A 26274-nucleotide genomic window follows, 5' to 3' on the forward strand; every position below is an offset into this window, starting at 1 on the left:
GTGTCCGGAACCTACGACTCGAGCTAGAGCCCGGTCACGCCCTCTTCGCCGTAGCCCTCGGCCTGCTCGTCGAAGGTCTCGTGCTCGAGCAGGTGCAGGACGGGTACGCCGAGCTTGCGGCGGGCCTTGGAGGTCCAGTCGACGTGGAAGAACTCCGCGACGACGTGCGGGCGGGTCAGGATGATCGCCTCGCGGCCGTCGACCTCCGCGACCTTCGCGGCGAGCGCGTCGATCGGCGGGTCGGTGACGATCTGGCCGCGTGCGGTCGCGCCGCTCGCGCGCAGCGCCTCGAGGGTGCTGGTGAGCTCGGAGTGCGAGCGGTCCTCGCAGTCCTTGCGAACCGCCTCGAGGTCGACCTCGCTCATCGGCATGGTCGGCGTGGCGAGCATGTCGCCGGCGGTGAGCGAGCCCATCGCCGACTCGATCCGCGCCGCGGCGTCCTCGAGCGGCAGCAGCACGTGGTAGGTCACCGGCCCGTCCAGCCCCTCGTGGAGCGAGTGGACCTGGGAGGCGTCCAGCGCGGTGAGCGCCTGCTCGATCAGGAGGACGACGTCGTAGTCCTCGGTGCTGCCCGGTGCTGCGTTCTCAGACATTGCTGCCTTCCTCAGTCGACACTCAAAATTCTAGCCAGGTCGTAGCTCACCGGCTCGTCCAGCTGGTCGTAGCCGCACGATTCCGGGTCGCGGTCGGTGCGCCAGCGCCGGAACTGCGCCGTGTGCCGGAAGCGCCGGCCCTCCATGTGGTCGTAGGCGACCTCCAGCACCCGCTCGGGCCGCAGCGGCGTGAACGACAGGTCCTTGCCCTGGCTCCACCGGCTCTGGGTGCCCGGAACCCGGTCGGGGTTGGCGGTCAGGAACTCCGCCCAGCGCCCCCACGGGTGCTCCTCGATCGGGACGACGAGCGGCTGCAGCTCCTCGATCAGCTCGGCCCGCCGCGCGGCCGTGAAGCTCGCGCTCACGCCGACGTGCTGGAGCCCGTCGTCGGTGTAGAGGCCGAGCAGGAGGCTGCCGAGCAGCGGCTTCTCGGGGGTGCTGGTCTTGTGCTCGCGGTAGCCCGCGACGACCACGTCGGCGGTGCGCTCGTGCTTGATCTTGAGCATGGTCCGGGCGTTCTCCTGGTACGTCGCGCCCAGCGGCTTGGCGACCACGCCGTCCAGCCCGGCACCCTCGAACTGGTGGAACCACTCCTCGGCCTCGGCCGGGTCGGTGGTCGTCCGGGTCAGGAAGCACGGGCCGTCCAGCCCCGCGAGCGCCTCCTCCAGGGCGGCCCGTCGCTCCGCGAACGGGCGGTCGACGTACGACTCATCGCCCAGTGCGAGCAGGTCGAACGCGACGTACGACGCCGGCGTCTTCTCGGCGAGCATGTCGATGCGGGACTTGGCCGGGTGGATCCGCTCCTGGAGGACCTCGAACTCCAGGCGTCGCTCGATCGACACGAAGATCTCGCCGTCCAGGACGCACCGGTCGGGCAGCTGCTCGACCATCGCGGCCACGACCTCCGGGAAGTAGCGGGTCAGCGGCTTGGTGTTGCGGCTGGCCAGCTCGACCTCGTCGCCGTCCTTGAAGACGATGCAGCGGAAGCCGTCCCACTTGGGCTCGAAGCTCAGACCGTCGTGCTTGGCCGGGTCGGGGATGCCCCTCACCGACTTCGCGAGCATCGGCTGCACCGGCGGCATGACGGGGAGGTCCACGTGGTGACACTAGTCTTTGTCAGTCGCTCCCACCGGGAGCGCGTTCCCCGGTTGGTCTGCCGGCAGGGCCCGCCTGACTTTGAATCAGGACTAGCGACGTAGGTTCGACTCCTACCCGGGGAGCTCCGCGAGGAGCCGCGGCACCAGTGCGCGGTGCACCGGGCCGAGCGCGCGCCACGTCGGTGCGGCCACGGGATGGCCGAAACGCAGTGCCGTCGTCCAGGTGAGGCCGGACGCGGTCGACTCGAACAGCATCCGGCCCTGCATCCGCCGGCCGCCCGTGGCGACCAGGTCGAGGAGCTCGGCGTCGTCGGCCACGACGGTCCACCCGGCGACCGTGCCGGACCGGGACGGCGCCACCTGCAGCCCGAGCGCCCCGCGCCAGACGGCGAGGGCGAAGACGCCACCGCCGCGCATGGCCCCGGCCAGCAGTCGGGTGGCGGCGTCGCGGGGTCGCGGCACGTGCGCGAGCCCGGTGACGGTGAACACGTCGACGTAGTCGGCCGGCGACCCGTCGACGAGCACGACCCCGGCGGGCTCGATCCTCGTCACCACGGGGGTCATGACGCTGAATGTACTTGCGACTAGGGTCGGGCGGCGTGGGCAACAACCTGACCGTCGTCGTGCTCGCCGCTGGCGGTGGCACGCGGATGAGGTCCAAGACCATGAAGGTGCTGCACCCGATCGCCGGGCGCACCATGATCGGGCACGTCCTGGCGGCGGCGCGGGCGATGGAGCCCGGCCGCATCGTCGCGGTCGTCGGCCACCAGCGTGAGCAGGTCTCCGAGCACATCCGCTCGATCGAGCCCGACGCCGTGCTGGCCGTGCAGGAGGAGCAGCTCGGGACCGGCCACGCCGTACGGATGGCGGTCGAGGCCGCCGGCGCCAGCGAGGGCACGGTCCTGGTGGCGTACGGCGACACCCCGCTGCTCACCGGCGACTCGCTGCGGTGGTTCGTGGCCGAGCACGAGGCGTCGCAGGGCGCGGTCAGCATCCTGAGCGGGATCGTCGCCGACCCGTTCGGCTACGGACGCGTGCTGCGCAACGACGAGGGCGACGTCGAGGCGATCGTCGAGGAGAAGGACGCGAGCCCGGAGCAGCGCGAGGTCCGCGAGATCAACTCCGGGATCCTGGCGTTCGACGCGGAGTTCCTGGTCTCCGCGCTGCCGCGGATCGGCAACGACAACGCCAAGGGCGAGTTCTACCTCACCGACGCCATCGCGATCGCCCGCGAGGACGGCCTGACGGTCGGCGCCTACCCGATCGACGACGTGATGCAGACCGAGGGCGTCAACGACCGGGTGCAGCTCGCCCGGATGGGCGCGGAGATGAACCGGCGGATCGTCGAGGGCTGGATGCGCGGCGGCGTCACGGTCATGGATCCCGCGACCACCTGGATCGACGCCGACGTCGTGCTCGCGCCGGACGTGACGATCCTGCCCGGCACCCAGCTCCTCGGTGCGACCGTCGTCGCCGAGGACGCCGTGGTCGGCCCCGACAGCACGCTCAAGGACTGCGAGATCGGCGCCGGCGCACGCGTCGTCCGCACCCACGGCGAGCTGGCCGTCATCGGCGGCGGCGCCAACGTCGGGCCCTACTCCTACCTGCGCCCAGGCACGAACCTCGGTGCCGGTGGCAAGATCGGCGGCTTCGTCGAGACCAAGAACGCCGTGATCGGCGACGGCGCCAAGGTGCCGCACCTGTCCTACGTCGGGGACGCGGAGATCGGCGAGGGGACCAACATCGGCGCCGGCACGATCTTCGCCAACTACGACGGCGTCGAGAAGCACCGCACGAAGATCGGCCGGCACGCCAGGACGGCCTCCAACAACACCTTCGTCGCCCCGGTCGAGATCGGGGACGGAGCCGGGACCGGGGCCGGCACGGTGGTCCGGCGCGACGTGCCACCCGGGGCACTCGCTGTCTCCAGCGGGCCCCAGCGCAACCTCGAGGGCTGGACCCTGAGGAAGCGTCCGGGGACCGCTCAGGCGCAGGCCGCCGCGGAGGCGCTGTCCGAAGGCCCGGGCGGGCGACCGGACGGTGAACAGGGCGTGGCAGAATCCTGAGTGCGAGGACGTCCGGCGACTGAGGGAGCCCCACCGTGACGGGTTACAAGAAGACCACCGAGAAGAACCTGATGGTCTTCAGTGGACGGGCGCACCCCGTCCTCGCCGAGGAGGTCGCCGAGCTGCTCGGCACCGATCTGGTCCCGACCTCGGCGTACGAGTTCGCCAACTCCGAGATCTACGTCCGCTACGAGGAGTCGGTCCGCGGCTGCGACGCCTTCGTGATCCAGAGCCACACGGCTCCGATCAACGAGTGGATCATGGAGCACCTGATCATGGTCGACGCCCTCAAGCGGGCGAGCGCCAAGCGGATCACGGTCGTCATGCCGTTCTACGGCTACGCCCGCCAGGACAAGAAGCACCGCGGCCGCGAGCCGATCTCGGCCCGCCTGATGGCCGACCTCTTCAAGACCGCCGGCGCCGACCGGCTGATCGCGGTCGACCTGCACGCCGACCAGGTCCAGGGCTTCTTCGACGGCCCCGTCGACCACCTGATGGCGCTGCCGATCCTCGCGGACCACATCAAGGAGAAGTACGGCAACCAGCCGCTGGCGATCGTGTCGCCGGACGCCGGCCGGATCAAGGTCGCCGAGCGCTGGTCGGCCCGCCTGGGCGGCGCCCCGCTGGCCTTCATCCACAAGTCGCGGCGCATCGACCGTCCCAACGAGACCGTCGCCAACCGCGTCGTCGGCGACGTCACCGGCCGGATGTGCGTGCTGGTCGACGACATGATCGACACCGGCGGCACCATCGCGAAGGCGGCCGACGCCCTGATGGCCGATGGCGCCGCGGGCGTCGTGATCGCCGCGACCCACGCGATCCTCTCCGACCCGGCGGTCGACCGGCTCAAGAACTGCCCGGCCGTCGAGGTCGTCGTCACCAACACCCTGCCGATCTCCGCGGACCGTCACTTCGACAAGCTGACGACGCTCTCGATCGCGCCCCTGGTGTCGCGGGCCATCCGCGAGGTCTTCGAGGACGGCTCGGTCACCTCGATGTTCGACGGCCACGCATAGCGGTCATCCGCCCCACTCGCGGGTGACGTGCGCGAGCACCACCCGGTGGCCGTCCGGGTCCTCGGCGACCAGGTCGATCCGGGCGCCGGTGCCCCAGGTGACGCCCGGGACGACGAAGCGGCCGGCCGGCGTCGTACGACGGTCCGCGCGCTCCGCGAACTGACCGGCGTCGGTCAGCGCCAGGAGCGTCAGCGGCGGCGCGTCGTCGCGCAGGACGAGGCGGCCGCGGAGGTGCTGGCGGGTGCGGTCCGGGTCGACCGGGTCGAGCTCGAGCGACGTCACCCACGGGTGCGGCGGCAGCCAGGTGCGCACGACCCGCTCGGTCGACCGGTCGAGCCAGCCGACCACCGCGCCGTCGAGGAGGTCCGCGACCTCGGCGACGTCGCGACGCCCGTGGTCGTCGGCGCGGAGGAACGCCTCGACCTGCGCCGTCGTCCAGCGGGTGTGGCGGGCGAAGGCCTCGCACCACGCCTCGTCGGGCGCGGCCGCATCCGGCGCCACCTCCTCGAAGCCGCGCGGGTCGAGGGCCAGCTCGGGCGGCAGCACCGCGGCCAGGCCCGGCCAGGCGTCGACCAGCTGTGGGGCGCGGAGGGCGAGCCGCCGGACGGCCTCGGTCTCGAGCGCGCCGAGGCCGGGGTTGGACCGCGGCGGGGCGGCGGCGTACGTCGCGCCCACACGCGTGCCCAGGTGAGCGGCGGTGTCGCCGACCTCGTCGTACGCGACGACCTCCAGCACGTCGAGCATCCCGCTCAACCGCTCGACGATGTCGAGCTCGTCCAGGACCTGCGGCTCGCTGTCGAGCCACTCGGCGAAGGTCTGGAGGTTGCCGCGGCGCCGGGTCAGCTCGCGGTAGAGCCGCCGCGCGTAGTCGAGGTGGTTGCGCAGGTAGAGGATCCCGGTCGCGGACTCCACCAGCCCCTCGGCGCGGAGGCGGTCGAGCAGGTCGGCGAGCGCCTCGACGTGGCCGGGACGCGACCACGCCTCGGCGGAGAGCAGCACGGTCGGCGCCGGGCAGCTCCGGACCTCCTCGACCAGGTCGTCGACCAATGCCTCCCAGCGCGCCCGGTCGTCGCGGTGCCGCCACACCAGGGGCGCGTGCCGGATCCCGACCTCCGGCTCGTCGAAGGTCAGGCCGGTGCGGGGGTAGAGGATCCCGTCGGCGAGGAGGTCGTCGTGGTGGGCCCAGGCCCAGTCCTGGATCGCCGAGCTGCCGGCCTTGTAGGTGCCGCAGTGGATGACGAACCGGCGCGGGCCGTCCGCCGGGCGGTGCACCAGCATCGCGTCGCGGAAGTCGGTGAACCGCGCCCGGGCCGCCTCCCAGTCGAAGGACCAGAGCGGGTCGGGGACCCGCCAGGACGGCCCGTAGTTGAGCTCGAGCAGCGCCTCGGGGTCGCGCGGGACCGCGAAGGTGTGCCCGGCGACCTCGGCGGCGGCGAGCGGGACCAGGGCCTCGGCGGGCAGCCCGCCGGGCGTGTGCGGCCACACCCAGGCCCGGCCGGCCTCGACCCAGGCGGGGAAGAGGTCGATCCCGACGCCGCCGCTCGACCGCGCCTTGGTGTGCAGGTAGCCCCGGGCCTCGAACTCCGCCTCGAGGACGCCGGCCTCGGTCAGCCGGATCCGCAGGTCGTGCCAGGCGGCGGCGACCGACGCCGCGTCGTCCCCGGGCACCAGCACCGCCAGGTCCACGTCGTCGTCGTGGCCGACGAAGTCGCCGTCGCGCACCACGCCCAGCAGCGTGCCGGACACGAGGAACGCCTCCGCGCCGTACGATCGCAGCCGCTCGACGAGCTCGGCGACCTCGGCCCACAGGTCCGACGAGTCCATGCTGGCGAGCGCACGGTGGTAGCCGTGCGGGCCGAGGGCGTAGGGACGCAGCGTCTCGACGCAGTCGGCCCAGAACCGGTCGTAGTCGCCGGGCCGGTCCGCGGCCGCGAGCCGGTCCCGCAGCCGGCCCAGGTGCCGACGGGTCTGCCCGGGCCGCTCGTGGTGGGCGATGTTGAGCTGGACGCTGGCCTTCAGCCATGGCGGACGCCGGCGCGCCTTGCGGGGGAGCGCGTCGAGCGCCGCGCGGAGGTCGTCGTACGGCGACGCGGAGCCCTCGCGGGCGACCTGGCTCCGGACGCTCGCGATGACCGCGCCGGGTCTCGCACCCGGCTCCGACTGCTCCATCCGACCGATCCTAGGCAGTGCGGGGTCGATCACCCGAGATCGTCGCGCCAGTCCTCCCAGGCGCGTCGCAGCACGGTCGGGACCTCGCCGGCGAGGACCTCGTCGAGCAGCGCCACCTGGCCGTCGGTGAGCTCGATCGTGGGCCGCGCGTGGCCGACCTGCTGGGCGAAGGCCTGGCCGCGGGCCGCCCAGCGCGCGCCCTCGCGCAGGTAGCGCTCGACGTACGGCGCGAGCAGCTCGGCCTGGCCGGCTACCCAGAGACCGCCGAGCGTCGCCCGGAAGAGCCGGTTGCCGACCGTCGGGTCCGCGGCGACGGCCCAGGCCCCGGCCTTGGCCTCGGGGGTCGGCCGGGCGGCGAGCGCGGCCGCTGCGCCGAGGTCGGCGTCGGTGCCGGGGTCGCGGCTGCGCTCGGCCTCGACCAGGTCGGCGTCGGCGGCGCCGAGCTCGGCCAGCCGGCGCACGACCGCCCAGCGGAGGGTCGGGGTGAGCGGGAGCGTGCCGGCGGCGCCGGCGTCGAGCCACTCGCGCAGGCTGCCGGCGTCGGAGGAGGTCGCCGCGACCCCGGCGGCGAAGGCCAGCGCCCGCTCCGGGGTGGTCGCGTGCAGGAGGCCGGTGCCGCACGCGCCGGCCAGCTCGCCGAGTGCGCCCGGCACCGCCGCGGCCGGCAGGCGCAGGGGCAGCACCCGGTCGAGGGTGCGCTCCAGCACCGCCGAGACCAGGGTGACGCTGCGCTCGCCGGGCAGGTGCTGGGCGACCAGCTCGACGAACGTCGCGGCGTCGAGCGCGCGGGTGTGCACCTGGTCGACGTACATCGTCCAGAGCACGCCGCGGACCAGCTCGTCGTCGATCCGGCACAGCCCGGTGGCGGCGGCCGCGGCGGTGGCCGGGTCGAGCACGATCCGGGCGAAGGTCTCGCCGTGGCTGTTGGGCACCACGAAGCGGCCCGACAGCTCGGGCAGCGGCACCGGGTCGTCGGCCACGTCGACGAAGGCGGTGCCGGTCTCGACCCACTGGTCGTCGTACGCCGTCACCCGGATCCGGTGCGGCCGCACGCCGTCGCGGTGCACGACCGGGACGTCGCCGTCGCGCTCGACGCGCAGGGTGTCGAAGCCGGTCCGGCGCAGCCACACCTCCACCCACGCGTGCACGTCGCGGTCGGACGCCTCGTCGAGGGCGGCGACGAAGTCCGCGAGCGTGGCGTTGCCGAAGCGGTGCCGCGTCAGGTAGGCATTCACACCCGCGAGGAACGCGTCGTCGCCGAGCCAGGTCGCGAGCTGGCGCAGCACGGAGTTGCCCTTGGCGTAGGAGATCGAGTCGAAGATCGTCATCGCCGCGTCGACGTCGGGGACGTCCTCCGGGTCCGGCGCGACCGGGTGGGTGGACCGGCGCTCGTCGGCGTCGTACGCCGCCGGCTTGCCGCGCGCCTCGTGGCCGACCAGCGCGCCGGGCGTGCCCGCGCCGTCGGCGGCCACCCGGTAGCCCAGGTAGTCGGCGAAGGACTCCTGGAGCCAGGTGTCCTCCCACCAGGTCATCGTCACCAGGTCGCCGAACCACATGTGCGCCATCTCGTGGGCGATCACCGCCGTGCGGAGGAGGCGCAGGTCCTCGGGGACCGCGCCACGCGGCAGCATCTCGTCGCGGTAGGTGACGCATCCGGGCATCTCCTGGGCTCCCCAGTTGAGGCCGGGCACGAAGGCCTGGTCGTAGGAGTCGAAGGGGTAGGGCTCGGCGAAGATCTCGGCGTAGTGGTCGAAGCAGCCGACGGTGACCGCCTTCAGCTCCTCGGCGTCGCGGGCGAGCTCCGTGGCGAGCGACGCCCGCGCGTGCCACGCGAAGTCCAGCCCCGCGTGCTCCCAGCGCACCGACGCCCAGGGGCCGGCGGCCACCACCAGGAGCGCCGGCGGGATCGGCGGCGTGGTGGCGAACCGCCAGCGCCCGGCGTCCTGCTCGACGGTGCGGCCGTTGGCCAGGACGGTCCAGGTCGGGTCGGCGACGACCGTGACGTCGAAGGACGCCTTGAGGTCGTTCTGGTCGAAGCAGGCGTAGACCTTGTGGGCGATGTCCATGCCCAGGTAGGCGCCGACGTAGGCCTCGCCGTCGGCCGGGTCGACGGTGCGGTGCATGCCGTCGCCGTCGGTGACGTAGGGGAGGCGGGCGTCGACCTCCACCTCGTTGACCCCGTCGGTGGCGAGGTGGTTGAGGCGGATCCTGCTCCCGTCGTACGTCGCGTCCGCGGCGGCGCCGTTGACCCGGACCTCGATCTCGACGGCCCCGGTCAGCTCCAGGAAGGTCTGCGACGACGCGGACCGGAAGCGCACCAGTGTCCGGGAGCCGAAGGTCTCCGCGTCGGTCAGGTCGAGGTCGACCGCGTAGGCCACCTCGGTGAGCTGGGCGGCGCGCTCGCGCGCCTCGTCGAGCGTCAAGGAAGGCACCCGACGACCCTAGAACGTCCTCGGCCGACTCCGCCCTGCCCGCGAAAGCTCTCCGATTTCACCTCACCGCCGGATCGCCGTTAGTCTTGTGCGGTTGCCTCGGCGAGGGAGCGCCCCAGGCCCCTGGTGGTGCACCGTGATCGACAGGGCTGACTGATCCCCCGGGTTGAGTCGAGCCGTCGCGCCGAGGCCCCGAGACGCAGACACACACGATCAGCCAGCACGTACGAGGAGACAGACGCGATGAGCGAGAAGATCCAGGCCGAGGCCCGCACCGAGTTCGGCAAGGGTGCCGCCCGCCGCATCCGCCGCGAGGACAAGGTGCCCGCCGTCATCTACGGCCACGGCAACGAGCCGATCCACGTGACCCTGCCGGGCCACGCCACGATGATGGCCCTCAAGCACGGCGGCGCCAACGCGCTGCTCGAGCTCGAGATCGATGGCAAGTCCCAGCTGGCGCTGACCAAGCAGGTTCAGGTCGACCCGATCAAGCGCCACCTCGAGCACATCGACTTCGTCGCCGTGAAGCGCGGCGAGAAGGTCACCGTCGACGTCCCGGTCCACCTCATCGGCGAGGCCGCCCGCGAGACCCTGGTCGTCACCGAGAACGCCACCGTCCAGATCGAGGCCGAGGCCACCCACATCCCCGAGGCCATCGAGGTCGACATCGAGGGCGCCGAGGTCGGCACCCAGGTCCACGCCTCCGACCTGAAGCTGCCCTCGGGCAGCACCCTGCTGACCGAGGCCGACACGCTGATCGTCAACGTCACCCAGCAGATCTCCGCCGAGGCCCTCGAGGCCGAGCTGGAGGAGGCCGAGGCCGAGGCCGGCATCGAGCGCGAGGAGGGCGACGCCGACGTCGACGAGGTCGGCGCCGAGGACGACGCTCCTGCCGAGGGCGAGACCTCCTCGGAGGGCTGAGCTCCACCTGTTCCGAAGAAAGGGCCGGGATCCCATGTCCGACTCCACCCCCGTGTGGCTGGTGGTCGGGCTCGGGAATCCCGGCCCTTCCTATGCCGGCCACCGGCACAACATCGGCTACCTGGTCGTCGACGAGCTGGCCGCACGGATGGGCTCGCCCTTCCGAGCCCACAAGTCCGGCCGGGCCGACGTCGTCGAGGGCCGCCTGGGCGCGCCCGGTACGCCGGGACCACGGGTCGTGCTGATGAAGTCGCGGACCTACATGAACGAGTCCGGCGGCCCGGTCAAGCAGCTCGCCACCTTCTACAAGGTGCCGCCCGAGCGGATCATCGCCGTCCACGACGAGCTCGACATCCCCTTCGACACGATGCGGGCCAAGCTGGGCGGCGGCGACAACGGCCACAACGGCCTGCGCTCGATGCGCTCCTCGCTCGGCACCGGCGACTTCCACCGGGTGCGCGTCGGCATCGGCCGCCCGCCCGGCCGGCAGGAGGTCGCCGACTTCGTGCTCTCCAACTACTCCTCGACCGAGAAGAAGGTGCTGCCCTTCCAGGTCGACACGGCCGCCGACGCCGTCGAGACGCTCGTCACCGAGGGGCTCGAGCGCACCCAGCAGAAGTTCAACAGCTGAGCAGCCCTGGATAAGGTCACTCCCATGACCTTCGCTCCCGGAACGCCTCCCGCCGAAGCCGCCACCGACGACCACGTCCTCGCGACCTGGCTGGCCACCGTCGCCGGCGAGCGCCTGCTGGAGGTCCGGCAGGAGGGCCTCGAGGGCCGTGAGCTCAAGGACGCCGGCGACCGCGCCGCCCACGAGCTGCTCATGGAGCTGCTGGCCGAGCACCGACCCGGCGACGCCGTCCTGTCCGAGGAGGGCAAGGACGACAAGGCCCGCCTCGAGAACAGCCGGGTCTGGATCGTCGACCCGCTCGACGGCACCCGCGAGTTCTCCGAGGTGCCCCGCGACGACTGGGCCGTCCACGTCGCGCTGTGGCAGGACGGTGACCTCGTCGCGGGCGCCGTCGCCCAGCCCGCCCTCGGCGAGACCTTCAACACCGGCACGCCCCCGGTGGTGCCGCCGAGCACCTCGGACCGGCCCCGGATCGCGGTCTCGCGCAGCCGGCCGCCGGAGTTCGTGCACGCGCTCGCCCAGGAGATCGACGCCGAGCTGGTGCCGATGGGCTCTGCCGGCGTGAAGGTGATCTCGGTGGCCCGTGACGTCACCGACGCCTACGTCCACGCGGGCGGCCAGTACGAGTGGGACTCCGCCGCGCCGGTCGCGGTCGCCCGGGCCGCGGGCCTCTTCACCTCGCGCATCGACGGCACCCCGCTCGAGTACAACCAGGACGACGTCTACCTGCCCGACCTGATCGTCTGCCGGCCCGAGCTCGCCGAGCGCATCGTGGCGTTCGTCAAGGAGCACGGCGTCACCTCCGCCGGATGACGGGCCCGGCCACCGGCCCGGCGATCCGGCACGTCCTCCTCGACGCCGACGAGGTCCTCCAGCACCCGGGCGCGCCCCAGGAGGCCGCCGGCCCCTACGCCGCGCGCATCACCTCCGAGCTGATCGCCGACCTGGGGGTGCTCAACACCCCGGCGATGACCGGCGAGATCGACTTCTTCGTGGAGTTCCGCCGGCTCGCCCTCCGGCACGGCATCGAGGTCGACCCGGCCGACCTCTTCGCGCTGATGTGGCGCTCGATCGTCGTCGACCCCACGTCGCTGGCACTGGTCGACCGGTTGCGCGCGGCCGGCTACGGCGTTCACCTCGGCACCAACCAGGAGCACCATCGCGCCCGCTACATGCGCGAGACGCTGGGCCTCGACGAGAGCCGCTTCGACGTCGCGGTCTACTCGTGCGAGATCGGCCTCGCCAAGCCCGACCCGGCGTACTTCGAGAAGGCCGTGGCGATGATCGGCGCGGACCCGGCGACCGTCCTCTTCGTCGACGACAAGCAGCCGAACGTCGACGGTGCCCGGTCGGTCGGGCTCGCCGCCGAGCGCTGGGAGCTCGCCGACGGCCACCCGAGGCTCGCCGAGCTGCTGGCGGGGCACGGCGTGGCGGTGGCGGGGTGGGTCGGCACCCCCGATCGTCCCGCCGGGCAAACCGATTGAGCGTGGCCCGCGGTCCGGCCAGGGTGGGGCCATGACCGCCTTCGTCTCGCACACGACCATCGACTGCCGCAACGCCTACGAGCTCTCCGAGTGGTGGAAGCCGGTGCTCGGCTACGTCGACATCGACGGGGACCCCAACCTGCCGGGGCACGAGGAGTGCATGATCCGCGACCCCCAGTCCGGGCACTGCCTGCTCTTCATCGAGGTGCCCGACGTCAAGGAGGGCAAGAACCGCCTGCACCTCGACCTCCGGCCGCGCGCGGCCAGCCGGGACGAGGAGGTCGAGACCCTGCTCGCCCACGGCGCCACCCAGGTCGCCGACCACCGGGGGAAGTACGGCCCGGGGAGCGGTTGGGTCACGCTGGCCGACCCCGAGGGCAACGAGTTCTGCATGCTGCGCTCGGAGGCGGAGCTGGCCGCCCCGTCGTGACCAGGGTCACGACATTGTCACGAGGCGTGACCCCTCGGTAACCCGACTCGTTCCTGTGAAGACATAGGCTCACCAGTCGCAGCGCACTCACAGGCTCCAGTGCGGTGCACCGAGCACGGCGGGATGCGTACCTGACCCGTTCGGGGGACTAGCAGGGCCGGTGGCAGTTCTCCCTCCCCGAGAGGCTGCGACTGGTGAGCGGATCTGGGGATGCGAGGCAGACGATGACCGGAACGGCACGGCCGACGGTGCTGCTCATCGCGGACCAGCAGGCGATCGCGGACGCGGTGTCCGCCGCGCTCGACGCTGCCGGGTTCTCCGTGGTGCATGACGCGGCGGCGCCGGCCGGGACGGCCGACGGCGGCCGCGTGGGGCTGCTGCTCCACGCGCTCGAGCCCGACGACTCCGTCGCGCTCGCCCGCGAGGTGGTCTCCGGCTCCGACCTCCCGTGGATGGTCGTCGCGAGCACGCCGCGCGGACCGGGCTGGGAGGCTCTCCTCGAGGCGGGCGCCAGCCTGGTCGTCGACGCGGCCGAGACCTCGATCGACGGGGTGGTGCAGCTGCTCGACGGGCTCACGGCCCGGGTCGACGACGTCGTGCCGGACGCGCACCCGGCCGGCGCCGAGGACTGACCCGGCCTCGACGGCGGGAGCTGCACTCATGGGCCCACTGTGGTGGACCCGGGAGGACGCCCCGAGCGCGATGACCGCTTATGCCCAATATTGGGCGAGCCCGCCGGCGCGCTTCATACCGCGGCGGCGAGCGGCCGCCAGCCCACCTCGTGCGCGAGCCCGACCGCGGCGAGCTGCGAGGAGACCTCGAGCTTGGCCAGGATCGACTTCACCTGGGTGCGGACCGTCGCCTCGGAGACCACGCTGTCCTCGGCGATCTCGCGCACCTGGTGACCCTTCATGAGCTGGCCGAGCACGACCTGCTCACGCGGCGTCAGCAGCTGGAGCTTCTCGATCAGCACCTGCAGCTTCTGCCGGCGCTCGAACCACAGCTGGATGAGCCGGTCGCGCTCCTGGCGGTCGATCACGGGGAGACCCTCGGTGATCCGCCGGACCGTGGCCAGGATGTCGTTGAGCGGCCGGGTCTTCGCCAGCACGGTGCGGGCGCCGTGCCGCAGGCACTCGCCCCACCGGGCCTGGTCGTTCGACCCGGTGACGACGACGACCTGGACCCCGTTGGCGACCAGCGGGCCGACGAGGCGGACCCCGTCGCCGGTCGGTCCGAGGTCGAGGTCGACCAGGGCGATGGTCGGCCGCATCCGGGCCACGGCACTGAAGAGGGCGCCCATGGACCCTCCTTGGGACGGCACCGGAGCCCGGCGTACGTCGTAGCCCTCCATCGACATCGCGAGCTCGAGCGACTCGGCGAAGAGGGCATGGTCCTCGATGATGAGCACGCGGATGTCCTTGCGTGCTGACAGGGGTGTCACGGTGCGTCCTCCGCAGGTAGGCCCAACACAAACGTCGCCCCGAGGGCGGGGGAGTCGACGAGTCGCAAGTACCCGCCGAGCTCCACGGTGAGCTGTTGTGCGACGTTGAGCCCGATCCCACTGCCGCCAGAACTCTTGCTCCGCTCGCCCCATTCGAAGATGTGGGGCCGAACGGATTGGTCGACGCCGGGACCGGCGTCGGCGACGGCCACCTCCACGTGACCGTCGATGTGGCGGGTGTAGATCCAGGCTCCAGCCCCCGCCGCGTGCTGGAACGCGTTCTCCAGGAGAACGTTGATGACCTCGGCGACGTCGTCGCGACGGGCGCTGACGCGCTCGCCGGTCGGACGCCACCGGACCTTGGAGCCGCGCAGCTGGTGGCGCACCACGAGCGGCTCGATCGTGGAGTCGAGGTCGACCAGGGAGGTCGGCTCCGACGAGGGTGAACCTTGGAGGAGCCGCTGGAGACGATCCATCTCCGACTCCATCATCGACTCGATCGAGTCGCGACGGTCCTCGGGGAGGTCCTCGCGACGGATGAGCTGCGCGGCCGAGGTCAGCCCCGCGACCGTCGCCCGCATCTCGTGCAGTCGCGCCGCGTCGTCGCGGACGCTCATCTGGACCAGCTCGAGCTCGTGCCGGGTCCGGCGCAGCGTCTCGCGCTGGTCCTGGAGCGCCACCCAGGCGAGCGCGGCGGCGACCGAGACGATCAACGCCGCGCCGAGGATGTCCGTCACGATCGTCACGACCGTCAGGAGGAACGGGGGGCTCGCCAGATACGCGGCCGTGTGGCCCAGGCTCAGCAGCACCCACGCGATCGTGATCCGCCACGGCGCCCAGGCCGCCTGGGACGCGAGCCGGAACAGCCCGACCGCGACCAGCAGCGCCATGAGCAGGTTGACCAGCTGGAGGAGGTCCGCCTGGCGGTCGGACAGGCCCATCGACGGCATGATCCCGACCAGGGCCGCGCGCGTCAGCGTCGCGGCCAGGCCGATGCCGATGCCGGCCACCAGCGGGTCGACCCGCAGGGTCCGGCGGCGCGCGAGCGCCACGAGCACGAGGACGCCGACGGCGTTGGCGATCTGCACGAGCGTCGCCCAGGCGCGGTGCGTCTCGAGGGCGTCGGAGTCGGTCACCATCATGGCGGCCAGCGTCAGCGCGTCCAACGAGAGGGCGGTGAGCCCCAGGGTCAGCCAGCCGATCGGCCCCCCGGTGGCGCGCCAGGCGATGTAGAAGAGGAGGTCCGCGGCCAGGACGATCAGCAGCGTGCTGATCCGGCTGACGTCGGCCAGTCCCTCCCACGAGCGCAGGTCGGGGGCGAGCAAGGGCGCGAGCAGGACAGGCAGCACCGCGGCGACCACCGCCGTCGCTACCCATCCACGGCCCCCACGTGCAGGGCCACCCCGTAGTCCGCTACTCATGAACTGCTCCCCGATGCTGCTGCCGGCACGCCACGATGAGCGGACCGGCGCAGTGTTGCCTGCGCCCCCGAGTCGGCACGTGGTTCATGCCGGCCCGCGGTCAAACATTTGCACGGCTTTACCGACGTTTGCGGAAACGCTGGAGGCCGATACCACATTCTAGGGATGAGATGCGGAATCAGCGGGGTTTCTGCCGAGTCAATTGCAATTCGGTCGTCAAACGACCAATTCTTAACCGAATTTACAGGACTCATTTCGTCCCGATTTGGACGCAATCCTGAAATCCGGGGAGGCGGCGTCCTCAATTCTGGGGGCCCGTCGGAGCAGGACCACCGGCCCGGCGCCGAGCCCGCATGCTGGTCCCGTGGAGCGGAGCGGGCGCACTCTCGGAACCGTCCTGGTCGCCAGCGATCACCGGCTGGTCGGCGAGGCGCTGCGCGCCGCGCTCGCGAGCCGGGGCGTCGCGGCGGTGCTCCTGCCCGGCTGGCCGCCCGACCTCCCGGAGGTCCGGGTCCCGGTTCCCCGCGGGGGGACGGGGCCCGACCTCCTCCTCATCGTCTGCGAGGTCGACCTCCAGGGGCGGGCCGGCGAGGTCCGCGCGGTCGGCCAGTCGTGCGACCTGCCGTGGGTCGTGCTGACCCAGGGGCCGCCCAGCTCGCTGTGGGGTGGCCTCCTCGAGGCCGGCGCGAGCGGAGTGCTCGGCTCCGACCTCGGGCTCGACGAGCTCATCGCCGTCGTCGACCAGGTCCGCGAGGGCCGTTCGCCGATGAACGACGTCGTCCGCCGCTCCGTGCTGCGCAGCTGGCGCACCACCAGCGACGTCCCCGAGCCCTGGCGCCGCCACCACGGCCACCTGACCTCGCGGGAGAGCGACCTCCTCCGGCTGCTCTACGAGGGCGGCACGGTGAAGGCGATCGCCGAGCGCTACGGCATCTCCGAGGCCGCGGTCCGCGCGCAGGTGCAGGCGATGCTGCGCCGGCTCGCCCGCACCTGAGCCGGCCCGCTGGCGAGGTCCGGCCGTCCGGCCCGCCGCTCAGGCCGAGGCGCTGTTGTCGTGGTGCACCGACGTCGGTCGGAGCCCGAGGGCGAAGGTCGCCCCGCCGCCGGGGGAGTCGACCAGCCGGAGGTAGCCCCCGAGCGCGGCCGACAGCTCGCTGGCCGTGCTGAGGCCGATGCCCTCGCCCGGTGAGCCGGCCCGGTGCCCGCCCCACGCGAAGATCGCGTTCCCCAGCAGCGGGTCCACGCCGGGGCCGGTGTCGCTCACCCGGATCTCGACGGTCTCCTCGGACGGGTGCACCTCGATGCGCACCTCGGCGTACGGCGCGTGCTGGCGGGCGTTCTCGAGCAGCACGCTGAGGATCTCGGCGACGTCGTCCGCGCGGCCCCACGCCGTCGCGCCGCTGGGCTCCCACCGCACGTCGGTGCCGCGCAGCCGGTGGCGCAGCACGAGCGGCAGGATGGTGCTGTCGAGGTCGACCGTGCCCGGCCGCAGCGCGGCATCATCGGTCGTGAGCCGCTCCAGCCGGGCCAGCTCGGAGTCCATCATCGACTCCAGCTCGGCGCGGCGGGCCGGCCCGATCGTCGCCGCCCGGCGGTGCAGCAGGTCGGAGGCGGACGCGATCCCGCCCAACGTCGCGCGGATCTCGTGCACGCGTGAGCGGTCGTTGCGGATCTCGGCCTCGACGTCCTCGATCCGCCGCTCGAGCAGCGCCCTGACCTCGCGCTCGGTCAGCAGGGTCGTGCGCACCTGGTCGGCGGTCGTGGCCAGCAGCACGACCGCGGCGGCGGTGGTGGCGATCGCCGCGACGACGGCGGGCCAGGATCCCTGGTCGGGGAGGAGCGTGATGCGACCCAGCGCCAGGAGCGTCACAGCCACCGCGAGGCGGAGCCGGACCCAGGGTGGCACCGTGGCGATCCGGAGCAGGGCGATCGCCACCGCCACGGTCAGCGCGAACGCGATCCCGAGCAGCACCCCGACGACCGCGGTCGACGGGCTCCCTGCCGGTTGCTCCGAAGCGAGGCTCGCGGCGATCGAGCGGATCCCGATGACCCCGAGACCGAGGGCGCAGCCCGTCACCAGGGGTGCCCGGCTGTCGGGCAGGCGCCCGGAGGCCCGGACGGCGAGGAGGACCAGCAGCGTGCCGGCGACCAGGCCCGCGGCGAGCAGCGTCGGGTGCTCGGGGGTGCTGACGACGTCGGTGGCGGCCAGGGCCGACCAGTAGACGCCCTGGGTCCCGATGGCGGTCAGGACGACGACCAGCCAGCTGTCGCCGCGGGGCCCGCCCAGCCGGCGTTCGAGGAAGAGGGCCGTCCCCGCCGCCAGCAGGGCCGCGTGGGCGAGCAACGTCCCCACCGTCGCGGCCCGCTGCGCTCCGGCGTCGGGGTCGAGCGCGATGCGCACCATGGGGAGTGCGATCAGTGCCGCGAGGACGGCCGTCGTGACGCCCTCGCGGCACCCGCGAGGCGCCCGTGCCCACTGCAGCATCGGTGGCTCCTCTCTCGCGGTGCCTGGTCGCGACGGAACGACCCCGAGCGACCGTCCCGACGGCGAGCGTCGTCACGAGCCGCCACTATGGGTGGGCCGACCGGGTCGGCACGGCGCTGCCCTCGGCTTTGCCGGAATTTGGGGAGTCGCGGCGGCGCGGCCGTGCGCGGACGCGACAGGACCCCCGGTGCAGCGGCGCCCGGGGGTCCTGTTCAGGCGAGGTCCTCCACCACCGACCTGGACCGGTGCTGAGCCGAGGGCTCTCTCCCTCCTCCATGGTGCGAAACCCCGGTGCATCGGGTCATCGCCGATATCGATGAACCCCAGGACCCGGACGGGCCATGGGGTGAGGGCCCACGATGACCCGTTCGGGCCACCCCGAAACCGGTCCGGTGGGATGTTCGGCGAAGGACGCCGCGCTGTTCGTGCGGCGTTCACCTCCGACGACCCGTTCGTTTCGGTGACCTCCTGACACTTCAGGCGATTCACAGGCGGCACACCGCCTGTTCCAGATCGTCAGAAAGCACCAGCAGGCAGTGGCCACCACCCTTCCGGTCCCGGACACGTCCACCGACGTCAGTCCCCGCAGGATCTCGCGCAAGTCGACCGGCGCGGACGCGGTGTTCGTCCAGTCGATCCGGGTGGTCGGCGCCACGGTGCTCGTCATCACCGGCGGCGTGGGCATCTTCCTCGGCTGGCAGGCCTGGCCGACGCTCCAGCACTACGGCATCAGCTTCTTCACCGAGACGACCTGGCAGCCCGAGGCCGACATCCTCGGCATCCGGGCGGTGCTGACCGGCACCATCTGCGTCGCGCTGGTCGCGATGTCGATCGCCTTCCCGCTGGCACTGGTGACCGCGCTCTACATCAGCGAGTACGCGCCGAGCTTCCTGCGCAGCACCCTGGTCTCGATGGTGGACCTGATGGCCGCGGTCCCCTCGATCATCTGGGGCCTCTGGGGCTACTTCCTGATCATGCCGCACGCCTCGGAGCTCGCGGTCTGGCTCGACCGCAACTTCGGCTGGGTGCCCTTCTTCGACGTCGAGAACGCCGACCCGAACGCTCCTGTCGTCGACATCTCCCGCTACAGCTTCTCCATGTTCTGCGCCGGCATCGCCGTCGCGATGATGGTGCTGCCGATGTCCTGCGCGGTGATGCGCCAGGTCTTCTCGCAGACGCCTCCCGGCGAGAAGGAGGCCGCCCTCGCGCTCGGCGCGACCAAGTGGGGCATGATCCGCGCGGTCGTGCTGCCCTTCGGCCGCGGCGGCATCATCGGCGGCACGATGCTCGGCCTCGGTCGCGCGCTCGGCGAGACGATCGCCGTGCTGCTCATCCTCTCCCCGTCCTTCGAGGCGAAGTGGCGCGTCCTCGAGATCGGTGGCAACACCGTCTCCGCCCTGATCGCGGGCCGGTTCGGCGACGCGAGCAAGAGCCAGCTGTCGGCGCTGCTCGCCGCCGGCTTCGTGCTCTTCATCATCACCCTCATCGTCAACACGGTCGCCGCGGTGATCGTCAACCGAAGCCGCTCGGGCGCTGGGACGGACGCGTAAAGGCCATGACCGCCGTGCCCCAGACCGACGCGCCGGCCGTCGGACAGACCCACCTGCCGACGTACGACGCGGACGCGGCTCCGCCGGTCCCGCGCAGCTCGCTCGGCAAGCCCACGCTCGACGAGCGCTTCGCACTGATCGGCAGCTGGGTCGCCGCGCTCGCGCTCGCCTGGCTGATCACGCAACGCCTGCTGCCGCTCGAGGGCCTGCCGTGGTTCCTCATCGCCTGGTTCGTGTGCGGCCTCGCGGTCAACGCCGTCACGGCCTCGATGTCCGGCGGCATGGTCGAGGTCCGCGACCGGGTCGCGGCCAGCGTGGTGACGGTCGGAGCGATGATCGTCGGCGCCGTCCTGGTCAGCGCGGTCGTCTTCGTCGTGGTCCGCGGCTGGCGGCCGCTCATGCACCTCAACTTCTTCGTCGACGACATGTCCGGCGTCGGTCCCAAGGACCCCTTCGACGAGGGCGGCGTCGCGCACGCGGTGCTCGGCTCGCTGATCCAGGTGGGCATCGCGGTCGCGATCACCCTGCCGCTCGGCGTCGGCACGGCCGTCTTCATGAGCGAGGTCGGCGGCCGGTTCGCGCGCGTCGTGCGCACGGTCGTCGAGGCGATGACGGCGCTGCCGTCGATCGTCGCCGGCCTCTTCATCTACACCGTCTTCATCGTCGCTCTCGGCTACCCGCGCTCGGGCCTCGCGGCCGCGCTGGCGATCGGCGTCATGATGCTGCCGATCATCGCCCGCGCCTCCGACGTGGTGCTGCGCGTCGTCCCCGGCGGCCTGCGCGAGGCGAGCCTGGCGCTCGGCGCCAGCCGCTGGAAGACGGTCTGGTACGTCGTGCTGCCGACCGCCCGACCGGGCCTCGCGACCGCCTGCATCCTCGGCATCGCGCGCGGCATCGGCGAGACCAGCCCGGTCCTGCTGACCTCCGGCAACGCGCCGTTCTTCGTGACCAACCCGACCGACGGCGTCATGAACTCGCTGCCGCTCTTCATCTACTCCACGGTGCGCTCCGGTGAGCCCAACTCGATCGCGCGTGCCTTCGCCGCCGGCACCGTGCTGATGGCCGTGGTGCTGGTCCTCTTCATCACCGCGCGTCTCATCGCCCGGCCCAAGAAGGCGAAGAAGGTCCGGCCGAGTCGTCGCCTCACCGGTGGCACCAACCGGTTCGGCCTCAACCTCCGCACCGCCGACCCGCTCGTCGAGATGGGCCCGGTCAGCTCCGACGGCGACACGCCGTACCCGCCCGACTCCACCGAGGGAGCCCCGTGAACCGCCTGATCCGTACCGTCCTGGCCTTCGCCCTGTCGATGGTCTGCATCGCCGCCCTGCCCGGGGCCGCGAGCGCGACGGTCTACGCGCAGATCGAGGGCACCGGCTCCACCTGGTCCGAGCTCATCGTCCAGCAGTGGATCGCCGACGTCGACGCCTCGGGCATGAAGGTCGTCTACACCGGAGGCGGCTCGACCAAGGGCCGCAAGGACTTCTCCCAGGACAGCACCGACTTCGCGATCTCCGAGATCCCCTACCAGGGCACCGACGAGCGCGGTCAGTCCGACACCAGCAACGGGCGCAAGTACGCCTACCTGCCGATCGTGGCCGGTGGCACCGCCTTCACCTACCAGCTCAAGATCGGCAACGAGCTGGTCCGCAACCTGCGCCTGTCCGGCGAGACGATCGCCAAGATCTTCACCAACCAGATCACCAACTGGAACGACCCGGCGATCACCAAGGACAACAACGGCCGGAAGTTCCCGTCGCTGCCGATCACGCCGGTCGTCCGCTCGGACGGGTCGGGCACCACCGCGCAGTTCACCACCTGGATGGACCACGAGTACCCCAACATCTGGCGGCCCTACTTCGGCCAGGCCGGCCTGACGTCGTACTACCCGAAGAAGTCCGGCACCCGGATGATCAGCCAGGCCGGCTCCGACCAGGTCATGAACACCATCAAGGGCTTCGCGGGCAACGGCACGATCGGGTACGTCGAGTACTCCTACCCGGTCAACGCCAGCTACCCGGTGGTCAAGGTCGAGAACAAGGCCGGCTACTTCGTGGAGCCGACGCAGTACAACACCGCGGTCGCGCTGACGAAGGCGAAGATCAACCAGGACCAGAGCAGCCAGCTCTACCTGACCCAGATCCTCGACGACGTCTACACCAACCCGGACCCGCGGGCGTACCCGATCTCGTCGTACTCCTACATGATCATCCCGACCGGGTCCGACGACCCGCGGATGACGACCGCGAAGCGGCAGACGCTCGCGGACTTCATGTACTACTCGCTGTGCACCGGCCAGACCAAGGCCGGCTCCTACGGCTACTCGCCGCTGCCGCTGAACCTCGTCCAGGCCGGCTTCCAGCAGCTCGCGAAGCTCAAGAAGGCCGACTCGGACGTCGACCTGAGTGACCGCGACGTCCGCTCGTGCAACAACCCGACCTTCGACGGCTCCAACCTCAACAAGAACGTGCTCGCCGAGACGGCACCCATGCCGGCGGCCTGCGACAAGGTCGGCCAGGGCCCGTGCGGCACGTCGACCGGGACCAACACGCCCAGCACCGACGACAACGACGGCGGTGGTGGTGACACCTCCGCCGGTGGCGACAACGGCGACGGTGGTGGCGGCGGTGGCGGCGACGGCACGGGCAACGGCGGTGGCGGTGACGGTGGCGACGCCCCGACGGCGATCGATCCGGAGACGGGCCAGGCCGTCGGCAGCACCGGATCGACGACCTCCGGCGACGCGATCTACGCCAACCCGACCGAGCTCGTCTCCGACCGGGCCGTCGACCAGCGGACCTTCGGCTGGCTGGCCGTGGTCGAGCTGCTCGCCCTCGTGCTGCTGCCCGGCATGTTCGTGGTCGCGCTCCGGCGCCGACGAGGCGGTGCCGCATGAGCGGCGCGCTGAAGCGTCTCCTCGTCCTGCTGGTGCTGGCGGGCTCGCTGGTCGTCCCCGCGATGGCGGCGACGTCGACGGCGTCGGCCTCGACCGCGCCGGCCTCCGCGGCGCCGACCGAGGTCGGCAGGCGGGCCAGCGACGAGGGCGAGTTCTCCGAGACCAAGAGCTTCGCACGCGAGTTCGTGAACTACGACGGCTCGAAGACGACGCTGAACAACCCGCTCACGGGCCAGCCCTACAAGATGACGGTCGACGTCGACCACACGCGCAACCTGCGTGGCCGTGAGCGCGTCCAGGTCTCGTGGAAGGGCGCCCAGCAGAGCGCCGGCCGCGCGCCCGACCCGTACGGCGGCAACGGCCTCAACCAGGAGTACCCGGTCGTCGTCCTCCAGTGCCGCGGCTGGGGCGACAAGGTCACGCCCGAGACCTGCTGGACCACGGCCGTCGCGCAGCGCTCCCAGGTCGGCGTCTCCCAGTCCGCCGCGGTGTGGCGCGAGGACGAGTACGCCGCCGACGCGGACAAGGAGATCAACAGCGGCATGGACCCCATGCCGACCTCCGAGGAGTGCCCCGGCGTCGACGACACCGGCCTGCTCGCCACGCACATCACGCCGTTCGTCGCTGCGAACGGCACGACGTACGACGCCTGCGACATCAACCACATGCCGCCCGAGGCGGCTGCCGACTCGTCGTTCCCGCCGGCCGAGATCGCGGCGTTCTCCGACGAGAACGGCGCCGGCTCGGTCCAGTTCGAGGTGCGCTCCGACGTCGAGAACGAGTCCCTGGGCTGCAACCAGGACACCAAGTGCTCGATCGTGGTCGTCCCGATCTCGGGCATCAGCTGTGACCAGGCGTCGACGCCGACCGCGACCCAGCTGACCGCGGTCGAGAAGAACTGCCGCAAGACCGGCCAGTTCGCCCCGGGCTCCTCCAACATCCTCGGTGCGCCGGACGCGGCCGTGGCTCCCTCGCTGTGGTGGTCGGCGTCCAACTGGCGCAACCGCTTCGTCGTCCCGATCACCTTCGGCGCCCCGCCGAACGTGTGCGACATCCTCGACGACCGCGCGCCGACCGGCTTCTACGGCTCCGAGCTGCTCTCGCAGGCCGCGCTCCAGTGGGCGCCGGCGTACTGCCTGAACAAGCGCCGCTTCAAGTTCCAGATGAACACGATGGCCGACCAGGCCGGCTTCGACCTGATGACCAACGGCGGCGGCCCGGCCGCGCTGGTGTCGGGGGAGCACCAGGCGGGCGCCGACCCGGTCGGCTACGCGCCGACGGCGGTCACCGGCTTCGCGATCGGCTACATCATGGACAAGCCGGACAACGAGGGCGAGTACACCCAGCTCAAGCTGAACGCGCGACTGCTGGCCAAGCTCCTCACGCAGTCGTACGCCGGCTCCACGTTCGGCGCCCAGCACCCCGGGATGGGCGACAACCCGTGGGGCCTGCAGGACGACCCGGAGTTCCAGAAGCTCAACCCCGGCCTGCCGAAGGTCGGCAACGAGGCCGGAGCCGCGCTGCTCAACCTCGCGAACTCCTCCGACATCATCCAGCAGCTGACCTCCTACATCGCGACCGACAAGGACGCGATGGACTTCATCGACGGCAAGCCCGACCCGTGGGGCATGAAGGTCAACCCGTCGTACAAGAAGTTCGCGCTGCCCGTGTCGGAGTGGCCGCTGCTCGACGACTTCGTGCCGGACGGCTCCACCCAGTGCCAGCTGGCGAACCCGTCGGTCTACTTCAACAACGTCGCGGCCCCGGTCACGACGCTCGCGAAGATCTCGAGCGCCCTCATCGACGGCTGGCCCAACACCCAGACCCGCTGCGACACGGACATCAGCACCACGCCGCCCACCTACAAGCTGGGTCGCGTCGACCGGCAGCCCTACGGCTACCGGTTCATGCTCGGTGTCGTCAGCCTCGGTGACGCGGCCCGCTACGGGCTGCACACGGCCGCGCTGGAGACCACGCCGAAGCACTACGTCGCGCCGACCGACAGGTCGCTCGCCGCCGCGCTGCGACTCTCGAAGCAGACCGAGCGCTACGGCCCGTTCGCCCTCGACCAGACCGCCGTACGACGGTCGCGGACGGCCTACCCCGGGACGATGGTCGTCTACACCGCCGCGAGGCTGCACAACCTCGACCAGGACGACGCCGACAAGGTCGCGCAGTTCATCCGGGTCTCGACCACCGAGGGCCAGCAGCCCGGGTCCGGCAACGGCGAGCTGCCCGGCGGCTTCCTGCCGATCCGTCGGACCGGCGTGACCGCGGCGCTGTGGCACTCGGCGCAGGACGTGGCCGACGCGGTGGAGGCGCAGAAGGCGCCGGCGGAGCCCGGCGGCGACCCGAGCGACGACCCGACCGACACCAACGGCGACGGCAGCTCGGGCGGCGACGTCACTCCTCCGGGCGACGTGCCGTCGGCCGACGACCCGTCGGCCGACGCCACCCCGTCCGCGACGCCGAGCACCGCACCCGAGGCGACCCCGATGCCCGCGACCGAGGAGGTCAGCTCCGGGCTGGCCGGCGGCCTGCTGCCGCTGCTCATCCTCGTCGGTGGCATCGGCTGCGTGGCGGCCGTCGTCGCCCGGATCGCGCCGTACGTGCGGAGGCGTGGATGACTGCGACCCTGGACCCGGACGCGCCCGTGAACACGACCGAGCCGACGTCCGCGAAGAAGGCGAAGAAGGCGAAGAAGCCGCGCCAGCGGCGGGCGACGCCCGCGCCGCGCACGCCCGCCGGCCCGCCGTCGCAGGTCGAGAGTGCGTCGATGGTGCTGTCCTCGGCGTTCACGATGATCGGCATCGTCTGCCTCTGGATGGCCGTGCAGCTGCTCTTCCTGGGCTCGGTCTCGCAGGGCCGCGACCAGGACCTGCTCTATCGCGAGCTGCGCACCGACCTCGCCGGCGCGACCGCACCCCTCGGGCCCGTGGTCCCGGTGGGCGACCCGGTCGCGCTGTTGACCATCCCCGAGATCGACGTCGAGCAGGTCGTCGTCGAGGGCACCGCGTCCGGCGACCTGCTCGCGGGGCCGGGCCATCGCCGCGACACGCCGCTGCCGGGGCAGGTCGGCACCTCGGTCGTCTACGGCCGCGGTGCGACGTACGGCGGGCCGTTCCAGGACCTGGCCGACCTCCGGGTCGGTGCCGAGATCACCGTCGTGGACGGCCAGGGCACCAAGAAGTTCCACGTGATCGGCGTCCGCCGCGCCGGCGATCCACTGCCGCAGCCCGCTGCGGACGGCGCCGCTCGGCTGACGCTGGTGTCGTCCTACGGCACCGGGCGCCTCGGCCCGATCTCCCCGCAGTCGGTGGTCTACGTGGACGCCGAGACGAAGAAGGGGTTCCCCGCACCGTCCGGCCGCCCGGCCGCTGTGCCCGATTCCGAGAAGGCGATGGCCAGCGACCCGGGAGCCCTCCCGCTCCTCGCGCTGTGCCTGGCCCTTCTCCTGGCGCTGACTCTCGGGGTCGTCGCCGCCCGTCAGAGATGGTCGACAGCGCTCGTGTGGGTGATCGCCAGCCCGCTCGCGATCGCCTTGTCCTGGATGTCCACGGACGTGGTCATGCGACTGCTGCCGAACCTGATCTGACACGTGTCCGGCCGCCCCCGGGTGGCTCTGCAGAGATGAACAACGAAGAA

Annotated in this window: 22 protein-coding genes and 1 tRNA gene; 15 read left to right on the forward strand and 8 right to left on the reverse strand. The window is 72.0% G+C overall.

The genetic code is table 11. The features are described from left to right. Positions 1 to 23: 23 nt before the first annotated feature. Entirely contained in the window at positions 24 to 593 is a 570-nt protein-coding gene (locus tag K8U61_RS16130; RefSeq protein WP_224124064.1) for a hypothetical protein, read from the reverse strand. Positions 594 to 604: 11 nt separating this feature from the next. Further along, positions 605 to 1690, reverse strand: coding sequence for an ATP-dependent DNA ligase (locus K8U61_RS16135; protein ID WP_224124065.1), 1086 nt, complete (start codon positions 1688 to 1690; stop codon positions 605 to 607). 44 nt (positions 1691 to 1734) lie between these two features. Between K8U61_RS16135 and K8U61_RS16140 the strand changes: the two genes are divergently transcribed. Continuing rightward, positions 1735 to 1813: transfer RNA gene (locus K8U61_RS16140), tRNA-Gln, on the forward strand. Here the strand turns inward: K8U61_RS16140 and K8U61_RS16145 are convergent. Next, positions 1802 to 2254 carry a hypothetical protein gene (locus K8U61_RS16145; RefSeq protein WP_224124066.1) on the reverse strand — a complete coding sequence of 151 codons (453 nt, stop codon included), beginning with the start codon at positions 2252 to 2254 and terminating at the stop codon, positions 1802 to 1804. The two genes, K8U61_RS16140 and K8U61_RS16145, sit on opposite strands and share 12 nt — an antisense overlap. Before the next feature lie 35 nt (positions 2255 to 2289). On the opposite strand from K8U61_RS16145, the gene glmU reads away from it, so the two are divergent. Together glmU and K8U61_RS16155 are read left to right on the forward strand one after the other, a co-directional pair. Continuing rightward, entirely contained in the window at positions 2290 to 3756 is a 1467-nt protein-coding gene (gene glmU, locus K8U61_RS16150; RefSeq protein WP_224124067.1) for a bifunctional UDP-N-acetylglucosamine diphosphorylase/glucosamine-1-phosphate N-acetyltransferase GlmU, read from the forward strand. Between the two features lie 35 nt (positions 3757 to 3791). Further along, the gene (locus tag K8U61_RS16155; protein ID WP_224124068.1) at positions 3792 to 4772 is read left to right on the forward strand and encodes a ribose-phosphate diphosphokinase; all 981 of its coding nucleotides are present in this window, start codon (positions 3792 to 3794) and stop codon (positions 4770 to 4772) included. A 3-nt stretch (positions 4773 to 4775) separates the two neighbouring features. Here K8U61_RS16155 and K8U61_RS16160 read toward each other — a convergent pair whose 3' ends face one another. Both K8U61_RS16160 and pepN read right to left on the reverse strand, forming a co-directional pair. Continuing rightward, positions 4776 to 6941, reverse strand: a complete 2166-nt coding sequence (locus K8U61_RS16160; protein ID WP_224124069.1) for a LicD family protein — start codon at positions 6939 to 6941, stop codon at positions 4776 to 4778. Between the two features lie 29 nt (positions 6942 to 6970). Next, a complete protein-coding gene (pepN, locus tag K8U61_RS16165) occupies positions 6971 to 9373 on the reverse strand; it encodes an aminopeptidase N (RefSeq protein ID WP_224124070.1) in 2403 nt (800 codons plus the stop codon). A gap of 243 nt (positions 9374 to 9616) precedes the next feature. Between pepN and K8U61_RS16170 the strand changes: the two genes are divergently transcribed. The 6 genes from K8U61_RS16170 to K8U61_RS16195 all read left to right on the forward strand — a co-directional run bounded on the left by K8U61_RS16170 (position 9617) and on the right by K8U61_RS16195 (position 13471). Beyond that, positions 9617 to 10294 (forward strand): 50S ribosomal protein L25/general stress protein Ctc, encoded by a 678-nt coding sequence (locus K8U61_RS16170; RefSeq protein WP_224124071.1) that lies wholly within the window; start codon positions 9617 to 9619, stop codon positions 10292 to 10294. Positions 10295 to 10328: 34 nt separating this feature from the next. Continuing rightward, a complete protein-coding gene (gene pth / locus K8U61_RS16175) occupies positions 10329 to 10925 on the forward strand; it encodes an aminoacyl-tRNA hydrolase (protein WP_224124072.1) in 597 nt (198 codons plus the stop codon). A gap of 24 nt (positions 10926 to 10949) precedes the next feature. Next, positions 10950 to 11738, forward strand: a complete 789-nt coding sequence (locus tag K8U61_RS16180) for a 3'(2'),5'-bisphosphate nucleotidase CysQ (protein ID WP_224124073.1) — start codon at positions 10950 to 10952, stop codon at positions 11736 to 11738. After that, positions 11735 to 12409, forward strand: a complete 675-nt coding sequence (locus K8U61_RS16185) for an HAD family hydrolase (RefSeq protein ID WP_224124074.1) — start codon at positions 11735 to 11737, stop codon at positions 12407 to 12409. The genes K8U61_RS16180 and K8U61_RS16185 overlap by 4 nt, the downstream gene beginning before the upstream one ends. A gap of 31 nt (positions 12410 to 12440) precedes the next feature. After that, the gene (locus tag K8U61_RS16190; RefSeq protein WP_224124075.1) at positions 12441 to 12839 is read left to right on the forward strand and encodes a VOC family protein; all 399 of its coding nucleotides are present in this window, start codon (positions 12441 to 12443) and stop codon (positions 12837 to 12839) included. Between the two features lie 224 nt (positions 12840 to 13063). After that, the gene (locus K8U61_RS16195) at positions 13064 to 13471 is read left to right on the forward strand and encodes a hypothetical protein (protein WP_224124076.1); all 408 of its coding nucleotides are present in this window, start codon (positions 13064 to 13066) and stop codon (positions 13469 to 13471) included. A 113-nt stretch (positions 13472 to 13584) separates the two neighbouring features. Here K8U61_RS16195 and K8U61_RS16200 read toward each other — a convergent pair whose 3' ends face one another. After that, the gene (locus tag K8U61_RS16200; RefSeq protein ID WP_224124077.1) at positions 13585 to 14280 is read right to left on the reverse strand and encodes a response regulator transcription factor; all 696 of its coding nucleotides are present in this window, start codon (positions 14278 to 14280) and stop codon (positions 13585 to 13587) included. Next, entirely contained in the window at positions 14277 to 15629 is a 1353-nt protein-coding gene (locus tag K8U61_RS16205; protein ID WP_224124078.1) for a sensor histidine kinase, read from the reverse strand. The genes K8U61_RS16200 and K8U61_RS16205 overlap by 4 nt, the downstream gene beginning before the upstream one ends. 436 nt (positions 15630 to 16065) lie before the next feature. Here K8U61_RS16205 and K8U61_RS25530 point away from each other — a divergent pair, with 436 nt between their 5' ends. Continuing rightward, positions 16066 to 16695 carry a response regulator transcription factor gene (locus tag K8U61_RS25530; RefSeq protein ID WP_224124079.1) on the forward strand — a complete coding sequence of 210 codons (630 nt, stop codon included), beginning with the start codon at positions 16066 to 16068 and terminating at the stop codon, positions 16693 to 16695. Positions 16696 to 16734: 39 nt separating this feature from the next. Here the strand turns inward: K8U61_RS25530 and K8U61_RS16215 are convergent, their stop codons facing one another. After that, a complete protein-coding gene (locus K8U61_RS16215; RefSeq protein ID WP_224124080.1) occupies positions 16735 to 18186 on the reverse strand; it encodes a sensor histidine kinase in 1452 nt (483 codons plus the stop codon). A 536-nt stretch (positions 18187 to 18722) separates the two neighbouring features. On the opposite strand from K8U61_RS16215, the gene pstC reads away from it, so the two are divergent. From pstC to K8U61_RS16240, 5 genes are read left to right on the forward strand one after another with little or no spacing between them, the layout of a single operon-like run. Continuing rightward, positions 18723 to 19736 carry a phosphate ABC transporter permease subunit PstC gene (pstC, locus tag K8U61_RS16220; protein WP_224124081.1) on the forward strand — a complete coding sequence of 338 codons (1014 nt, stop codon included), beginning with the start codon at positions 18723 to 18725 and terminating at the stop codon, positions 19734 to 19736. A gap of 5 nt (positions 19737 to 19741) precedes the next feature. Beyond that, positions 19742 to 21004, forward strand: a complete 1263-nt coding sequence (gene pstA / locus K8U61_RS16225; RefSeq protein ID WP_224124082.1) for a phosphate ABC transporter permease PstA — start codon at positions 19742 to 19744, stop codon at positions 21002 to 21004. Next, positions 21001 to 22629 carry a substrate-binding domain-containing protein gene (locus K8U61_RS16230; protein ID WP_224124083.1) on the forward strand — a complete coding sequence of 543 codons (1629 nt, stop codon included), beginning with the start codon at positions 21001 to 21003 and terminating at the stop codon, positions 22627 to 22629. The genes pstA and K8U61_RS16230 overlap by 4 nt, the downstream gene beginning before the upstream one ends. Next, positions 22626 to 25256: a hypothetical protein gene (locus tag K8U61_RS16235; protein WP_224124084.1), complete on the forward strand. Its 2631-nt coding sequence runs from the start codon at positions 22626 to 22628 to the stop codon at positions 25254 to 25256. Before K8U61_RS16230 ends, K8U61_RS16235 begins: the two co-directional genes overlap by 4 nt. Beyond that, positions 25253 to 26224, forward strand: coding sequence for a sortase (locus K8U61_RS16240; RefSeq protein WP_224124085.1), 972 nt, complete (start codon positions 25253 to 25255; stop codon positions 26222 to 26224). Before K8U61_RS16235 ends, K8U61_RS16240 begins: the two co-directional genes overlap by 4 nt. Positions 26225 to 26274: the final 50 nt, after the last annotated feature.

The organism is Nocardioides mangrovi (assembly GCF_020073815.1).
Classification (GTDB): Bacteria; Actinomycetota; Actinomycetes; order Propionibacteriales; family Nocardioidaceae; genus Nocardioides; species Nocardioides mangrovi.

Excerpts from the sequence above, each read along its gene's own strand:
- K8U61_RS16130 (WP_224124064.1), bottom strand. The coding sequence starts at position 593 with ATGTCTGAGAACGCAGCACCGGGCAGCACCGAGGACTACGACGTCGTC.
- K8U61_RS16145 (WP_224124066.1), bottom strand. The coding sequence starts at position 2,254 with ATGACCCCCGTGGTGACGAGGATCGAGCCCGCCGGGGTCGTGCTCGTC.
- K8U61_RS16160 (WP_224124069.1), bottom strand. The coding sequence starts at position 6,941 with ATGGAGCAGTCGGAGCCGGGTGCGAGACCCGGCGCGGTCATCGCGAGC.
- K8U61_RS16170 (WP_224124071.1), top strand. The coding sequence starts at position 9,617 with ATGAGCGAGAAGATCCAGGCCGAGGCCCGCACCGAGTTCGGCAAGGGT.
- pth (WP_224124072.1), top strand. The coding sequence starts at position 10,329 with ATGTCCGACTCCACCCCCGTGTGGCTGGTGGTCGGGCTCGGGAATCCC.
- K8U61_RS16180 (WP_224124073.1), top strand. The coding sequence starts at position 10,950 with ATGACCTTCGCTCCCGGAACGCCTCCCGCCGAAGCCGCCACCGACGAC.
- K8U61_RS16185 (WP_224124074.1), top strand. The coding sequence starts at position 11,735 with ATGACGGGCCCGGCCACCGGCCCGGCGATCCGGCACGTCCTCCTCGAC.
- K8U61_RS16190 (WP_224124075.1), top strand. The coding sequence starts at position 12,441 with ATGACCGCCTTCGTCTCGCACACGACCATCGACTGCCGCAACGCCTAC.
- K8U61_RS16195 (WP_224124076.1), top strand. The coding sequence starts at position 13,064 with ATGACCGGAACGGCACGGCCGACGGTGCTGCTCATCGCGGACCAGCAG.
- K8U61_RS16215 (WP_224124080.1), bottom strand. The coding sequence starts at position 18,186 with ATGCTGCAGTGGGCACGGGCGCCTCGCGGGTGCCGCGAGGGCGTCACG.
- pstA (WP_224124082.1), top strand. The coding sequence starts at position 19,742 with ATGACCGCCGTGCCCCAGACCGACGCGCCGGCCGTCGGACAGACCCAC.
- K8U61_RS16235 (WP_224124084.1), top strand. The coding sequence starts at position 22,626 with ATGAGCGGCGCGCTGAAGCGTCTCCTCGTCCTGCTGGTGCTGGCGGGC.
- K8U61_RS16240 (WP_224124085.1), top strand. The coding sequence starts at position 25,253 with ATGACTGCGACCCTGGACCCGGACGCGCCCGTGAACACGACCGAGCCG.